This window comes from Pseudoalteromonas sp. BSi20311 (assembly GCF_000239875.1).
In the GTDB taxonomy this organism is placed as follows: Bacteria; Pseudomonadota; Gammaproteobacteria; order Enterobacterales; family Alteromonadaceae; genus Pseudoalteromonas.
In genome coordinates, this window is the sequence record NZ_BADU01000092.1 from 20,020 (window position 1) to 36,091 (window position 16,072).

Here is a 16,072-nt window from a genome sequence, read left to right on the forward strand (position 1 = left end):
ACTAGCTAAGCTCCTCCAGTTTGGCTAAATCGCGAACCGCACCTTTATCGGCACTAGTTGCAAGTAGCGCATACGCTTTAAGCGCAGATGATACATAACGATCGCGATTAAGCGGTTTATACGCTTGTTTACCACGAGCCAGTTGTTTTTGCTTGCGAGCTTCAAGCTCTTCATCGCTTAACGCTAGTGTAATTTCTCGGGTGGCAATATCGATGATAATTTTATCGCCGTTTTCAACATAAGCAATTACGCCACCGCTGGCAGCTTCCGGCGATACATGGCCAATCGATAAACCCGACGTGCCACCTGAAAAACGCCCATCAGTAATTAATGCACACTGCTCTGCCAAACCTTTTGATTTTAAATAGCTAGTTGGGTATAGCATTTCTTGCATACCAGGGCCGCCTTTAGGCCCTTCGTAGCGAATAACCACCACATCGCCGGCTTTTACCTCGCCATTTAAAATCCCTTCTACAGAATCATCTTGTGACTCATACACAACCGCAGCACCTTCAAAGTGCAGCATTTCATCAACAACCCCCGCACTTTTAACAATACAGCCATCAACCGCTAAGTTACCGGCAAGTACCGCCAGGCCGCCATCTTGACGAAATGCATGTTCAACACTGCGGATACAACCGTTTTCACGGTCGTTGTCACCTTCATCCCAACGGCAATCTTGGCTCATTGCTTTGGTAGTTCGAATACCAGCAGGGCCAGCACGGTAAAACTTTTGCGCGGCTTCGTTATTCGGATCGGTTGCATCCCACTTTTTAACCAGCTCACCCATTGTCATACCAGCAACATGGTTAACCGATAAATCAACCAGTCCTGCTTTTCCAAGCTCGCGTACTATGGCCATCATACCACCAGCGCGGTGTACATCTTCAATGTGGTATTGCGCGGTAGCTGGAGCAACTTTACATAAAAACGGGGTTTTACGTGAAAGCTCATCAATGTGTGACATATCAAAATCAACACCGGCTTCTTGTGCTGCTGCGAGTAAATGCAATACCGTATTTGATGAACCGCCCATAGCAATATCAACCACCATAGAGTTCATAAATGCGGTTTTATTAGCAATGGCACGAGGCAGTACGTCTTGGTTATCTTTTTGGTAATACTCGCGGCATAAATCAACAATGCGGGCGCCTGCTTCAACATACAGTTGTTTGCGGTCTTTATGGGTCGCAAGCGTGGTCCCGTTACCTGGCAGCGCAAGGCCAATTGCTTCTAATAAACAGTTCATAGAGTTGGCGGTAAACATCCCTGAACACGACCCACAAGTAGGACATGCAGAGCGTTCAACCTGCTCTGAGTCGGCATCACTTACCGATTCATCAGCACCTTTAACCATAGCATCAACCAAATCGAGCTTAATATCGATATTCGCTAATTTAGTTTTACCCGCTTCCATTGGGCCGCCCGATACAAAAATAACCGGAATATTTAAACGCAATGCGGCTAACATCATCCCAGGGGTGATTTTGTCGCAGTTAGAAATACAAATCATCGCATCAGCACAATGGCCGTTCACCATGTACTCTACCGAGTCGGCAATTAAATCACGTGATGGCAGTGAATAAAGCATACCGCCGTGTCCCATGGCGATGCCATCATCGATAGCAATGGTATTAAATTCTTTTGGTACACCACCGGCTTGAGTAATGGTTTCAGCCATCAGTTCACTAAGCTGATTAAGATGCACATGCCCCGGTACAAATTGCGTAAATGAGTTCACAACAGCAATAATTGGCTTACCAAAGTCGGTATCTGTCATGCCTGTTGCACGCCATAATGCTCTTGCGCCTGCGCGTTTACGCCCTTCAGTGGTGGTTGCACTTCTTAATTTAGCCATAGTTACCTCAGTGTTTGCCGCAATTAATGCGGGCATTCCTCATTCTAAAAATTGATGAATAACCAAATAGTCAGTTACTCGTAAAATTCGTTAAATTTATTTTATACAGCCTGTTGCTGTAAGCTTTGTAGCGTCACGTGTTTCACATCAACCAATTTATTTAACTGGCTGGTAAGCAAGTAAATTGGTTTATCACTATCAACCGTCATTGCCATATTATATTGACCATCGTCCATATTGAGCTGTAAGTGAGTTAAATCAAAACCACGATGACGCACGACACGTAAAAAGCGCTCGATTGCAACACTTTGACTTTTTAAGGCAATAGTTAAGTTGTGTTTCATTGTGCTTTCTCCGTCATCATTTCATCGTTGGCAGCCCCAGGTGGAACAAGTGGCCATACGTTTTCTTTATCATCGATACAAGCATGAACAATATAAGGTCCATCACTCTTTAATAAGGCCGTAATTGCATCATCTACTTGGTTAGCGTGGGTAATAGTTTGTCCAGGAATACCAAACACAGCAGCAAGTTGGACAAAATCAGGGTTGTCTGACAGGTTAGTTTCGCTGTAACGCCCTTCAAAAAATAGCTCCTGCCATTGACGCACCATGCCCAAGCGCTGGTTATCAAGTATTAGTATTTTTACTGGTAAATTATTACGACGAATAGTGGCAAGCTCTTGAATGTTCATCATGATTGAACCATCACCGGAAACGGTGATCACAAAGTCATCTTTACGCGCTATCTGTGCACCTATAGCCGCGGGTAAACCAAACCCCATAGTGCCTGCACCACCACTGCTTAAGTGGTTACAAGGGTGGCTAAACTTCATGTGCTGGGCGACCCACATTTGGTGCTGGCCTACATCACAACACACCACACTAGTGCTTGGCATACGCAGGCTAAGTTGATTAAGTAAGTAAGGGGCAAATACTTTTTCACCAGGGTAGTCGTAGCGCCACGCGTGTTTAACCTTCATTTGTTTACTATGATCGCACCACGCTTTTGGTGTAACCACGCACTCAAGTGCAGGAAGTGACGTTTTTAAATCAGCAATTAATGACGCTTTTGCGGGTTTACGTTTTCCTACCTCGGCTGCATCTATGTCTAAATGAATCACTTTTGCTTTTGCAGCAAACTTAGCTAAATTGCCCGTTACACGATCATCAAAGCGTGCGCCAATACACACTAATACATCACATTCTTGCACCGCTAAATTAGCTGCTTGACCGCCATGCATGCCTAACATACCTAAATCATATTCGTAATCAGGTAACACACTGCCTAATGCTTTAAGGGTTGAAACCACAGGCATTTGCGTTTTATTTAAAAATTGCATTAACTGCGCTTGTGCATTCGCAGCATGAACTCCGCCACCAACATAGGCAACAGGCTGTTTTGCTTCACTAAGTAACTGGTTAGCAATAGCGACTTGATTTAAATCTAGTTGGGGCAAGTATTCATCTGCCGCTAACCAAGGTTTAAAAGGCACCTGCGCCATTTGAATGTCTTTGGGGATATCAACTAAAACGGGGCCTGGACGGCCGCTTTGTGCTAAATGCATCGCTTCTTGTAATATTTCGGCTAAATCTTCTGCTCGCTCAACCATGTAACTGTGTTTAGTACACGAAAGCGACATGCCAAGCACGTCAATTTCCTGAAAAGCATCAGAGCCAATAGCGGCGGTTGGTACTTGCCCTGTAATAGCAAGTAAAGGCACTGAGTCCATCATGGCATCTGCCAATGCGGTAATTAAATTAGTAGCTCCAGGGCCTGATGTTGCCAAGCACACACCTAAACGCCCAGTACTGCGTGCATAGCCCACGGCGGCAAACCCTGCACCTTGCTCATGACGAGTAAGATAATGTTTTACAGGCGCACCATACAAGGCATCGTAAATGGGCATAATAGCACCACCTGGGTAGCCAAATACTTCATCTACGCCGTGTTTGGCGAGTAAATCTATTGTTAGTTCTGCGCCTGTCATTAGTAAATCCTCATTCCTGTGTGACAACCCATTAAAAATTTAACTCTAAAACTAAAAAGCCCCCCGGACGGTTAAGTGCGGAGGGCTTTCAATGCTTAGTTTTTTAAAGCACTACGAAGCCCTCGCGGGAATAATCACCACGATAATAATCAGGACTAGGTTAAGTGCATTTTTAAGCATAAAATTCAGTACCATTTAAGATTTAGTCATTGCGAACATCTTGTTTCGCTGTCTTTTTATATTAGTACCGCGCTCAGGGCGGTAAGTCAACACCAAATTCAATTCAAAATAATTATAAAAACACGCTTACTCAGGTTTTAAAATTCAATTAAACCAGGTTAAATAGATTTTTTATCCCTTCATTTCAACTCAGGAAATTCACTATTCTTATAACACTGAATTCTGGTTTGATTAATTTTTAGTAAGCCATCTCATTTTTATCTAACAAAATTAAAATAAATCGATTTCTTAAGAGTTTCTTAAGTCTGGCAGCCTAGCATAACAACGTTCACGAAAAAGAGGCGTGTTATGAACCCAACTTTCAAACTCAGTAAGCAACCGCAAGAAAATACTAAAAAACGCTTTTATTTTAATTGCAGTGCTAATGCATTCATTATTTTTATGGCTTGTTATTACGGCTTAGTTATTAATATTCCATTTATGCATGGTGCGTTTAGCGCTATTACCTCGTTGCACACATTTTCATGGCTATTTTTGTTTTCTGTGCCGTTACTACTGATTTGTTTGCTAATCATATTCTTTTCAGTGGTTTCTATTCGGGGAATACTAAAACCCATTAACTACTTGCTGCTAGTGCTCTCGAGTGCGGCGTTATATGGCTCATTGAACTATGGTGTGGTGTTTGATTATTCCATGATACAAAACACCGTCGAAACTGACTCTAGTGAAGCGTTAAGCTATTTAAACCTGCAACTTGTTGGCTTTTTACTGCTTTTTGCCGCATTACCTGTCTTTATTTTGAGTAGAATAAAAATAAACTGCGCTCGCCCATACAAAGAAGTTATTAGCCGTCTTAAACTGCTTTTAGCAAGCTTTGCACTGATTGCATTAGTGGTCGTTAACTTTTACGCCGATTACGCGGCAACGGGTCGTAATAACCGTATTCTTAAAAAAGAAATTATTCCATTTCAATACCTCTCTAGTGGCTACAAATACGCCCGTGACCAGTTACTTTATAGCGATATTGAATTTAAAAATATTGATACCACGCCAACTTTAGCATCGCCAAGTACAACACGAGTTACTGTCATCGTGGTAGGTGAAACCGCTCGAGCTGAAAATTTTTCCTACCAAGGCTATGAGCGTAATACCAACCAATACACGCAAAAACATAATGTCACTTATTTCGATAACGTATCGTCGTGTGGCACGGCCACAGCAGTGTCAGTACCATGTATGTTTTCACTGCAAACTCATGCCAATTTTTCTCGTTTAGACAGTGATAACCAGCAAAACGTGATTGATTTGATACAACAAGCAGGCGCAGATGTCTTGTGGGTTGATAATAACAGTGGCTGTAAAAACGTCTGCACGCGCGTACCTACCATTAATATTGATACCAAAGCATCTGAACTATGTGATGGTAAATACTGTTTTGATGAAGCGTTACTAGCCCCTTTAAAGCACAAGCTTGCCAATTTGAGTCAGGCTAATACGGTTATAGTGCTGCATATGATGGGTTCACATGGCCCTACTTACTTTAAGCGCTACCCTGAAAAATTTAAACAGTTTAGTCCAACCTGCGACCGCAGCGATATTCAAAACTGTAGCGCTGAAGAACTGGTTAACACCTACGATAATACAATTGCTTATAGTGATTTTATCAACGCTCAAGTTATTGAACAGTTAAAGGCACTGCCAGCTAATATTGATAAGCAATTACTGTATGTGTCAGACCATGGCGAGTCGCTCGGTGAAAATGGCGCATACTTACATGGCTTTCCCTATGCATTTGCACCAACAGCTCAAACCCATGTGCCTCTTTACATCTGGGCTGATGAGCATAATCAGCGCATTACAGCCAAGTGTCTCAACAACTTAAATAGCATTTTAGCGCAATCACACGATGCTATTTTTCATACCCTTTTAAGCTTAACCGGTGTTGCGAGTAAAACCTACCAAACCTCTGAAGATTTACTCGCGTCATGTCAAACGATTAACCATAGCGAAACTAAAATATGAATAATAAAACCGTTATAAAACGCCAAGGCCTAATGCGCCTAATTTTTACCTTAAGCCATACATTTAACGGCCTAAAATGGATGAGCCGATTTGAGGCTGCTTTTCAGCAAGAGTTGGTTTTATTTAGTTTGCTAGGCGTATTTGCCTGCTTGCAAGAAATTACTTTAAGTAGCAAATTAATCTTGATTGCCAGCTTATTGTTTGTGTTATTTGCTGAGTTGGTCAATACCGCAGTCGAAGTGGTGGTTGATCGCATCGGTAGCGAATATCATGAACTATCAGGCCTAGCTAAAGATATTGCATCCGCCAGTGTCTTTATCGCCATGCTTATTGCTATTTTAGTTTGGTGGTCTGTGCTATGGACTTAATCAGTAGCACTAAAAAAGTACTGGGGCCATTGTGGGTTTTAGCGGTATTTTTTTTCGTATCCCTAAGCTTGCTAACTTTTGCGCGATTAGGTTTAAGTTTGTGGCAAAGTGGCCGTGTATTTACCGAAGGCGCCTGGCACTTTGTTTTTGTAGGCGGTTTACGTGTTGATATAGCAACATTATGCTACATCATAACCCCCGCTTTGTTACTAACACTTGCAGCACATGCTCTCAAATTAACTGCTTATATTCGAGGAGTCGTAAAGTGGTATTTAGTAATAATGGCTGCAATGTTAGTGTTTTTTGAGGTTATTACACCCACGTTTATTAACGAATACGACTTACGCCCTAATCGCCTATTTATTGAATACCTTATTTATCCTAAAGAAGTCTCTAAAATGATTTTTTCAGGTTACAAACTCGAAGTCCTCTTCGCTGTTTTAGCGCTCGTTTTCACCATTAAATTTGCTAACAAAATTCTTACTCAGCAATGGCAAAACCGCTCGTCCCTAGGGGCAATAAAACTATCACTATTAGCTGTTATTATATGTAGCCTAACACTGTTAGGCGCTCGAAATTCATTAGGCCATCGTCCATTAAACCCCGCTATGGTGGCATTTTCGACCGACCACTTGCTGAATGACCTCACGCTTAATTCACTATATAGCGTAGCATTTGCGTTAAAACAGCTCTCCAATGAGCAATCAAGTCAGGCATATTATGGCAAGGTCCCTCAAGAGGAGTTACTCGCCACAGTACGTAGTACCATGCAAAATCCTCAAGCAATATTTAATAATCCAAATGCCCCTACCCGCACTTTTCATCAGGCAAGCTACCAAGGTAAAAAGAAAAACCTGGTTATTATTCTGCAAGAAAGCTTGGGCGCTCGTTATGTAGGTACCTTAGGTGGCTTACCCTTAACACCTAATATAGATGCACTTTATCAACAGGGCTGGGGATTTGATAACTTATACGCTACCGGCACTCGCTCTGTACGCGGTATTGAAGCAGTTATAACCGGTTTTACACCGACTCCCTCACGCGCGGTTGTAAAACTCGATAAATCACAACGTGACTTTTTTACCTTGGCTAGTTTTTTAGCAAAGCAGGACTACCATACTCAGTTTATTTATGGTGGAGAAAGTCACTTTGACAACATGCGTAGCTTCTTTTTGGGTAACGGCTTTAGTGATATTGTTGATAGTGAAAGCTTCGCTAACATTAACTTTAATGGTTCATGGGGCGCATCTGACGAAGATTTATTTACTCAAGCAGATAAAGAGCTGAATAAATTACAACAACAGCAAAAGCCATTTTTTAGTCTGATTTTTAGTAGTTCTAATCATAGCCCTTATGAATTTCCGGACGGTAAAATAGCCCTGTTTGAGCAACCAAAGCAAAGCCGTAATAACGCAGCTAAATATGCAGATTATGCCCTTGGCACATTCATTGAAAAGGCGAAAAAATCATCTTACTGGGACGATACTGTGTTTATAGTGATTGCTGATCACGACTCACGCGTGTCTGGTTCCAGCCTTGTACCTATTGATCACTTTAGAATTCCTGCGGTTATTTTTGGAAACGGTATTAAGCCCAAACGCGATCATCAATTAGCCAGTCAGCTGGATATTCCTACCACCTTACTGTCGCTTATTGGCGCCAGCGGTGAACACCCAATGATTGGTCACGATCTCACTCGCCCTGTGGCCAAAAATAAGCAGCGTGCAATGATGCAGTACGATAAAAACTTTGCTTACATGCAAAATGATAACGTTGTTATTTTGCAGCCAGATAAACCGGCAACCACCTATATTTATAAAAATAAGCAATTACACCCCAGACATAACGATAGCGCACTCATCAAGCAAGCTCGTGCGGTGGCTAATTATGGCAACATGGCCTACAGCAATAATTGGTATCAATAACACCGAAAAATGCCTGATTGATTAATCAGGCATTTTTACGTTACCTATAAAGTAAACTAAGTTAGTATTTATAAAACGACTTAAACTTGGATAGGATTTTATGAACGTGTCATTACGTATTAGTCATTTATTTATGGTGTTATTACTTTTAGCCTTTAGCGTCAATGGCTATGCATCACCGGCTCTATTCAAAATAGAAAAGCAAGGCGCTAGCTCGTATTTATTTGGCACCGTGCATGTAGGTGATGCCAGCATGAAAGGGCTACCACAAAAAGTGACTCACGCACTGGATAACAGTAAGCAAGTGGTTGTTGAAGTGGATATTAGTAAGCTATCACCTTTACAAATGCAGCAACGCTCTATGCCGTATATGCTGCTTAATAACGGGCGCACACTACAGAGTGAGCTGTCGACAGAAAATTATCAACTCCTGAAAGACTACTTTGCTAAAAAGTCGATTGATATTGCCATGTTCAACAGCTTTAAACCTTGGGCTGTGATGTTAACCATGATGCAAATTGAGTTTCAAAACGCGGGCTATTCAGATAAAAATGGCATTGATAAGCAAATATTAGATTATGCCCAACAGCATAATATTAAAATTGCAGAGCTTGAAACCATAGAGCAGCAACTACAAATGTTTAATGGCTTAGAGTCATTAAGCAACGCTATGATGGCAGAAACCTTTGAACAACTCAGTGATATTAATACCTACTTTATTTCTCTAGTAAATGCATGGAAACAGGGCGATATGAAAACCCTAACCAGCTACTACCACACCAGTTTTGATAACAGCCAATACGGCCAACAAAGCGAACAAGTGATGCTAATTGAGCGTAATAATAATTGGGTCACTCAGCTCACCCCAAAACTTGAACAAGGCAATATTTTTATAGCGGTAGGTGCTCTGCATTTAGTTGAGCAACATGGCTTAATTAAACAACTGCGTGACCAAGGATTCACGGTGACTCAGTTATAAACAAGCTTATATAATCGACTCACTATGAGCCGTATGCTGTTCATAGTAAGTTGGTTTAAAGTCTTCCATTTTTAAGGTGTGTTCAATCCCTTTAATGGTATCTGCTGCATGATGGTTTACATAAATAACGGTACTCGTTTTTGCCGCACACACCTTTTCTATTAGCAGTAAAACGCGTTGACGATTTGCCTCATCAAGCCCTAAACATGGCTCATCTAAAATAACTAAGGCGGGGTGTTTAACCATTGCGCGTACAATAAGTAATAGGCGCTGATCGCCATACGATAGTTGGGTAAAAGCGCAATTTGCTTTATCGCTTAGGCCAATTAATGCCAGCCACTGTTTCGCTAACCGCATTTGTAACTCATTGGCTTGTTGATATAAACCAATACTATCGAAAAACCCAGAGATAACAGTATTGAGCGCCGAAATACTCACTCTATACTGTAAATGCAAGGTATTAGAGATATAACCAATATGCTGTTTTATATCCCAAATACTCTCTCCTGTGCCACGCTTGAAACCAAACACCTCAATCTCATTGTTATAGCACTGAGGGTTATCACCGGTGATTAAATTTAATAAACAGGTTTTTCCTGAGCCATTCTTACCGGTAAGTTGCCAGTGTTGGTGTTGCTTAATTGTCCAGTTTAAGTTCTCAAAGATAGTCTGTTCACCATAACGTACATGCGCATCAGTAAGCTTAACGAGTGGCGTGTTTACATTTGAAATAAAAGCGGGTTCGGGTGAATCTGGAATAGTTATAGGTGTATGTTCTAAATGCAGTAACTTAAACAAATCGGCTCGTTCTGCTGCGCACGGTTTTGCTAAGCTATGTTGTAAAAGACCCTTGCTCACATAAGCAAAGTGATCAACAAACGCAGGAGTTTCATCAACACGGTTTAGTACAAACACAAAGCAAGTGTGCGTACTCAGTTGCTTTAACAGGCGGTTTAACTGCCCAGCCGATTCAGTGTCTAAGCCATCAAATGGTTCATCAAGCACAACTAAATCACTGTTAGCAGACAGTGCTTTAATCAATAATAATTTACGTGTTTCACCGGTCGATAAATCAGTAAAGTTACGATTAAGTAAGGCATCAAAATTAAGAGCCGTAATTAGCTGTTGGCATAAATCGTTATTTATTTCAGGCGCAGAAAAGAGTATATCGGTTACTTTTTGTGTTTTATCACTTTTGCGATTAGCGCTTAATAACTGCTTTTGTAAATCACTTGAAACCAACTGTAGATTATTAAAAGTACTGTGGCGTTGCCCACTTTGTTGCTTGGCTTCACCAATAAGCGTAGCCCCAAGCGCAGATTTACCGGCGCCATTGCCGCCAAGCAATACCCAGTGCTCCCCCTGTTTTACTTGCCAAGTTAAATCCTTAATATAATAGCGATTACTGCCACCGGTGGATAAATAACCATTAAATTGCTGAAGTAAAATTGAGCGCACACTAGATCCCAAAATAAGGCTTAAAAATTCAAATTAACGTAATAAGGAATAATTAAGCAAGTGAGATTTAATCAACCTCAGGTAGAAAAGCATCGTTTAGCGCCGCGATTATGCTTTGCTGATCTATGGGTTTATGAATATGACCTATTGCTCCACAAGCTTTAGCGCGAGCAAGATCACTATCAGAGGTGTTTGCGGTAACCACAATAATCGGCAGTGTTTTATCGTTATCATGCAAGATTTTAGTGGCTTCAAACCCATCCATAACCGGCATATTTAAATCCATAAAGATGACGTCATAAGATTTTTTGGCGACCATTTCACACGCTATTTTGCCATTCTCAGCGCATTCAGCGTGTATGTTCAATGCGGTTAATAGCTTAGTGAGTACCAGCATATTAAGTGGGTTATCTTCAACCACTAAACACTTAAGATCATCAGGCAAGCGCGTTGGCTTAGTTTCGCTTGTGTCCATCTCTAATGGTAGGCTTAAAAATACAATGGCGCCTTGTGGATGATTATTCTCAAAACGAATGTCGCCATTAAGCGCATTAACAATATATTGCACGCGGGTAAGCCCTGTTCTGAGGCCTTGAAAATGGTTACTTTGTTGATTGTTATCTAATTCGAGCTGACCAACCGGGTGGCTAAAGCCACAGCCACTGTCTTTTATGCTTAACTCTAACTGATGGTTATTGAGCGTAGCAATGACGGTGACCTCTCCTTGCTCAGTAAACTTTAATGCGTTATTAAGTAGTTCAGAAACAATTTGTTGTAGCCGTGCGTGATCTACAATCACCGCGCAATCTAAGTTCGGTGCTAACTCGGTAATTAGCTTTAACCCTTTCTCAGTACAGCCATATTCATACACAGCCAGTATTTTGTTTAAAGTTGTTAGTAGGTTGTCTGAGGTCGGCTTTAATGACCAACGGTTTAAACTAAGCGCCTGTAAATCTTGAAGTTCATCTAACATCGCTAGCAGCCTAACAGAACAATACTGAGCTTGACGCTGAATTTGTTGTTGCGAGCTGGGAATGGTTAATTCATTTATAGAACTAATTAATCCCTGTAACGGAGTTCTAAACTCATGGCTGGCGCGTGCAATAAAATGTTCTTTATTCTGACTGACTTGCTCGGCAAATTCTTTTTGTTGTTGATACTCAAGCAGGGTCTGCAAAACTTGCCTCTCCATTGGCATAAACACAAATCTTAACTCTATAAGCAATAACGCTAGAGTCAAAAACCAACACAACAGCTCAATATTGGCAACCCAATTAACCTTTGTCACCGCTTGCTGCTCAAATAAGCTCACCGCGGTGTCTAATTTTTTTAATAATGCTTCAATCTCGCCCACAGAAAACATCACGGGATTCGCTTGTTCTTGTTGGGTCAGTTTTTTTGCTTGTTTTATAAAACTAGATACCTCGGCATCTAGGTTACCTGGGGCGGCATAATATAAATCAACTAAAGCAGCATTTAAATAAATCGCCTCACCTTGCTCATTTTTAGTGAGTAAAAAAGTATGTCCTTGCTCGAATAGCCTAAGTGAGTGGGCTAACGATTTCAGGTGCTGTTCGTTGTTAGCTGTTTGATTAATTAGCGCATTACTATGCCACGCTATTTTTTGTGACAGCATACGTTGCTTACCCGCTATATTGATAATTTTCGCATCGTATTTTTGCACAGAAAAGACGTATTGCATGAGTAGTGCGGATACGCTGATCAGCAAGGCAATAGCAATTAATGCCCACCGATAACGTTTGCGAATACTCTTTACAATATTAAACATAAACCAAGCTGCTTTTTATTTTCACTTTAGTCTAACTGTAGCAAGTTAATTAGTTAATTCACTAATTATTAGATATAAAAAAGCCCAACTAAAAAGCTGGGCTACTTACAATATCATTAACGATTTTCTAAGCGGTTATAATCAAACATACCAAATTCAACCCCTCGATACTGGCGGGCAACGTGATGTAATATATCGCTGTATTGCCAAAACTGAGGGTGCGTTCGACGAATCGCAAACTTAGACTTTAAAGCCCGATAATCCGCCTCTACTTGCATAAGCGGTAGCTGCTCTGCAAATGCAGCAACTTGTTGCGGGTTATTTAAATACCAAATTGCTGATGGGTAATCACCAATAAAACCTGGCACAATTGTCACGGTATCTTCTTCATAGGCACGCTGGCCGTCTTCGTTTAATAAGCTCGAAATATTATAATGCGCGTTATGATGAATAATCGTATAAGCCTTGTGCTCATCTTGCTCTTTTACTAACACATACGATAGCTGCGGGAGTAAGTTAATTGCTTTAGCGGGCATGGTGTTAATTGCACTTAATGGTGCGGGTACTTTTTTATAGTCATAACGAGGACTTAATACCGGCTCAAGCGTTTGTTTAATTAATCCATATAACTCTGATTGTGGCTTATCAGTTTGGTAATTAATACCGCTTGGCTGACTAAACTCACGGTTATTTTCGAAAAAGGTCGATAGACTTGGCGGTGATTTACGATACCAGCTTTGCTTAATAGCTTCGCGTTGTGACTCTGGTAATAACGCAAGAAAGTTTTGCTCACCTTCCAAGCGTAAAAAATCCATATATAAACGTGTTATCAATTGATGGCCAATATTGCCATACACATCAAAGCCTGCCACTAGTAAGTAGTGAATACGCTCAAACAATGCATAATCAAGTACCCACATCGTTTTAGGTTGCTGGCCAACAAGCCCTTTTACAACTGTTGCACTATCAAAATGGCGAAAAATTGTCAGCGCCGCATTTTGGTTATGCCCCTCCCCTTTCCACAATAAATCCGTGGTTAAGTGCTCGCCATTTTTGAACATTTTATTAGCTAGCTCTACCTTCGCTTGTAAGTAACGTTTTTCACGAACTGAATATTTTACCCAGTTAGAAATAGGTAGCGCATTGCTCTCTTCTGCGGCTGGTAACTCTAATGCGTCTTCATGTTGCATTAGCATTTTACCAACCTCTGGAGTCGCCACTTTTTTAGGATCGGCAAATGCCACCCAAAAATGGTCATTAATTACGTTCAATGCAATTTGACCACGGCAAACAGGCCCTTTAATGAAGCCCATAATAATTAACTCAGCTTCATCGAGCATAAATTGATATTTAGCATCAATAGGCAGTGCTTCAAAAGTTTTAAATGGGTTTGAGGCAAGTGCTGGCTCATAGCTTGGTAAACTAGATACAGTGTATTTTGGTGCGATGAACTGCTGATATAAGCGCGTTAACTTCTCATCCGTTAACTTAAGTGGCAAATGCGTTTTTGACAAAATAGTAGAACGGTCGTGAAGCAGTCGATAATAAACACGCTCAACATTAGGGTTATCATAAGGCCGGCGAGTACTAATCAACTTAATATCTTCACCCGGAGGGGTGCTTGAGCGCACCAACTTAAAAAAGTTTGGTGATTGCGCATCACTAAAATAGATATGCGCTAAAAACCAATGCTCATAAATATAACGTGCTGATAACTGATACTTTAAACCATCTTGATTTAAAAATGCTTCCCAGTTTTTTACCTTTGCAAGTTCAGCAGCTGATGGCGGCTTGATATGCGCCATTTTCCCGCCTTTTTTAATCCAATTTTGTAGGTGCTGGAATTCAGCAGCCGACACCCCAGGTAAACCATAAGGCATACCCGCATGCGGTTGCTCATCCGCTAATTGGTCAAACTCACCCATGGTCGCACAACTTTGGTTGCGGCTAAGCGAAAAATCAAAGCGTTCATCTAATACCCCATCTTCTGGCAAAGGCGAACTTTGCTTTAATACCAGCGTATTAAATAACACACTACCGGCTAAATTGGCTTCTTCATTTTGTGCCCGCTCATTTAATACCGGGCTAAACTCTTTTTCACGCCATTGCTCAGTGGTAGTTGCATCAAATAATAACCGGCTCGGCGTTGAGGCTAACAACCGAGTACCATCGTACACCAGCTCTTTACTCAGCCCTCTATCTATTCCCTCAGGAGACGACAACTTCAATTGACAAGGCGCATCATAACAACCATGGCAAACCACGCAGCGAGTGTCTATTACAGGCTTTACATGCTGAAGAAATTCGGCGCCATCACCACTTTTAGCGTCAACAATACGCGCTTGTGTTTTTTCGGGACCAAACAGCTCGTTATAATGCGCATTCCCTAAGTAGGCACAGCCACTTAAAATAATCAGCACAAAGGTACTTATAATGACCTTTTTCATTACTCTGCCTCATCGCCCAAATCGAACGTGGGCATCATATCAACTTGCGGTGATACGAATGTCAGCTCATCAACTGTAGTCACTACAGCGCTTAATAGAGGGCCTTGAGTGAGCGTTAGTTGAGCGTCATGTTCGCTTTGCACTACACTTGAAAAGCTTGAATTGATGGCATTCAATTCATAGTCCGTAATGCTTATGCCAATACTACTGTCAGCACTGGGGTTTTGGCATAGCTGAGTCAGTAGCTCATCACTTAAAATAACTGAAATTTCCACGTCAGGCTGCGCTAAGTCACGAGTACTGAGTGTTTCATCAAGAATAAATAAAGGGAGGGTTAAATTGCTATCTTGTTCAAGTTCCATTGGACTCTCTGCGCTACTGACTATTTAATTATTACCTATTATAACAACGTTCCAACTTAAATAACGATAAACACGCTTTAAAATAGCCTAGTTATTTTTTAAGCAGCGGTATCAATGCTGTTTTAAACTTCGTTACCACAACAACAGGAACGCCAAACTTCACTCACTGAAACCTGCAGCATTACAGCAATTGAAAACTCAACGATGGTTGCTACAAAGCACCGATGCCTGATGTAAGTGCGCCACCTTCATGCTTTATCCTCTGGGTTCGATAAAACTTAACCCAAGTGACAGTGTTAAAATTAACACCTAGCTGCTTTACCTAAAACCTGAAACCTCGCACCTGAAACCTGTATTTTATTGCAGACATTAAAAAACCCGAGACTAAGCTCGGTTCTTTTTAGTATTAATTGGCTAGACTAAGTATTACTCAACGATAGTTGCTACAAAGCACCGATGCCTAAGGTAAAAGCGCCACCTTCATGCTTTATCATATGGGTTAGATAAAACTCAACCCAAGTGACAGTGTTAAAATTAACACCTAACTGCTTTACCTAAAACCTGAAACCTCGCACCTGAAACCTGTACTTTATTGCAGACATTAAAAAACCCGAGACTAAGCTCGGGTTTTTTTAATGCTTAATGCATTACAACTGTTGATTACTCAACGATAGTTGCAACAACACCAGCACCA

The 16,072-nt window shown here is 41.2% G+C and carries 11 protein-coding genes; 4 read left to right on the forward strand and 7 right to left on the reverse strand.

The window, feature by feature from the left end; all coding sequences use genetic code 11:
* Nucleotide 1: 1 nt before the first annotated feature.
* From ilvD to ilvG, 3 genes are all read right to left on the reverse strand, one after another.
* A complete protein-coding gene (gene ilvD, locus P20311_RS10995; RefSeq protein ID WP_036985091.1) occupies nt 2-1,858 on the reverse strand; it encodes a dihydroxy-acid dehydratase in 1,857 nt (618 codons plus the stop codon).
* A 101-nt stretch (nt 1,859-1,959) separates the two neighbouring features.
* Nucleotides 1,960-2,202 (reverse strand): acetolactate synthase 2 small subunit, encoded by a 243-nt coding sequence (gene ilvM / locus P20311_RS11000; protein ID WP_008112745.1) that lies wholly within the window; start codon nt 2,200-2,202, stop codon nt 1,960-1,962.
* Entirely contained in the window at nt 2,199-3,848 is a 1,650-nt protein-coding gene (gene ilvG, locus P20311_RS11005; protein ID WP_008112746.1) for an acetolactate synthase 2 catalytic subunit, read from the reverse strand. The genes ilvM and ilvG overlap by 4 nt, the downstream gene beginning before the upstream one ends.
* A gap of 528 nt (nt 3,849-4,376) precedes the next feature.
* Between ilvG and P20311_RS11010 the strand changes: the two genes are divergently transcribed.
* The 4 genes from P20311_RS11010 to P20311_RS11025 all read left to right on the forward strand — a co-directional run bounded on the left by P20311_RS11010 (nt 4,377) and on the right by P20311_RS11025 (nt 9,322).
* Complete coding sequence (locus P20311_RS11010) at nt 4,377-6,050, forward strand: phosphoethanolamine transferase (protein WP_008112747.1); 1,674 nt, start codon at nt 4,377-4,379, stop codon at nt 6,048-6,050.
* Nucleotides 6,047-6,418, forward strand: coding sequence for a diacylglycerol kinase (locus P20311_RS11015; RefSeq protein WP_008112748.1), 372 nt, complete (start codon nt 6,047-6,049; stop codon nt 6,416-6,418). The genes P20311_RS11010 and P20311_RS11015 overlap by 4 nt, the downstream gene beginning before the upstream one ends.
* Entirely contained in the window at nt 6,409-8,343 is a 1,935-nt protein-coding gene (locus P20311_RS11020) for an LTA synthase family protein (RefSeq protein ID WP_008112750.1), read from the forward strand. Before P20311_RS11015 ends, P20311_RS11020 begins: the two co-directional genes overlap by 10 nt.
* A gap of 100 nt (nt 8,344-8,443) precedes the next feature.
* On the forward strand, nt 8,444-9,322 hold the full coding sequence (locus P20311_RS11025) for a TraB/GumN family protein (RefSeq protein WP_008112752.1): 879 nt from the start codon (nt 8,444-8,446) through the stop codon (nt 9,320-9,322).
* 6 nt (nt 9,323-9,328) lie between these two features.
* Here the strand turns inward: P20311_RS11025 and P20311_RS11030 are convergent, their stop codons facing one another.
* The 4 genes from P20311_RS11030 to P20311_RS11045 all read right to left on the reverse strand — a co-directional run bounded on the left by P20311_RS11030 (nt 9,329) and on the right by P20311_RS11045 (nt 15,378).
* On the reverse strand, nt 9,329-10,780 hold the full coding sequence (locus P20311_RS11030; protein WP_008112754.1) for an ATP-binding cassette domain-containing protein: 1,452 nt from the start codon (nt 10,778-10,780) through the stop codon (nt 9,329-9,331).
* A 67-nt stretch (nt 10,781-10,847) separates the two neighbouring features.
* On the reverse strand, nt 10,848-12,569 hold the full coding sequence (locus P20311_RS11035) for a response regulator (RefSeq protein ID WP_008112756.1): 1,722 nt from the start codon (nt 12,567-12,569) through the stop codon (nt 10,848-10,850).
* A 116-nt stretch (nt 12,570-12,685) separates the two neighbouring features.
* Nucleotides 12,686-15,016: a fatty acid cis/trans isomerase gene (locus P20311_RS11040; protein WP_008112758.1), complete on the reverse strand. Its 2,331-nt coding sequence runs from the start codon at nt 15,014-15,016 to the stop codon at nt 12,686-12,688.
* Nucleotides 15,016-15,378, reverse strand: coding sequence for a hypothetical protein (locus tag P20311_RS11045; RefSeq protein WP_008112760.1), 363 nt, complete (start codon nt 15,376-15,378; stop codon nt 15,016-15,018). The genes P20311_RS11040 and P20311_RS11045 overlap by 1 nt, the downstream gene beginning before the upstream one ends.
* Between the last annotated feature and the right edge of the window lie 694 nt (nt 15,379-16,072).

Excerpts from the sequence above, each read along its gene's own strand:
- P20311_RS11045 (WP_008112760.1), bottom strand. The coding sequence starts at position 15,378 with ATGGAACTTGAACAAGATAGCAATTTAACCCTCCCTTTATTTATTCTT.
- P20311_RS11040 (WP_008112758.1), bottom strand. The coding sequence starts at position 15,016 with ATGAAAAAGGTCATTATAAGTACCTTTGTGCTGATTATTTTAAGTGGC.
- P20311_RS11025 (WP_008112752.1), top strand. The coding sequence starts at position 8,444 with ATGAACGTGTCATTACGTATTAGTCATTTATTTATGGTGTTATTACTT.
- P20311_RS11020 (WP_008112750.1), top strand. The coding sequence starts at position 6,409 with ATGGACTTAATCAGTAGCACTAAAAAAGTACTGGGGCCATTGTGGGTT.
- ilvD (WP_036985091.1), bottom strand. The coding sequence starts at position 1,858 with ATGGCTAAATTAAGAAGTGCAACCACCACTGAAGGGCGTAAACGCGCA.
- P20311_RS11015 (WP_008112748.1), top strand. The coding sequence starts at position 6,047 with ATGAATAATAAAACCGTTATAAAACGCCAAGGCCTAATGCGCCTAATT.
- P20311_RS11010 (WP_008112747.1), top strand. The coding sequence starts at position 4,377 with ATGAACCCAACTTTCAAACTCAGTAAGCAACCGCAAGAAAATACTAAA.
- ilvM (WP_008112745.1), bottom strand. The coding sequence starts at position 2,202 with ATGAAACACAACTTAACTATTGCCTTAAAAAGTCAAAGTGTTGCAATC.
- P20311_RS11035 (WP_008112756.1), bottom strand. The coding sequence starts at position 12,569 with ATGTTTAATATTGTAAAGAGTATTCGCAAACGTTATCGGTGGGCATTA.
- ilvG (WP_008112746.1), bottom strand. The coding sequence starts at position 3,848 with ATGACAGGCGCAGAACTAACAATAGATTTACTCGCCAAACACGGCGTA.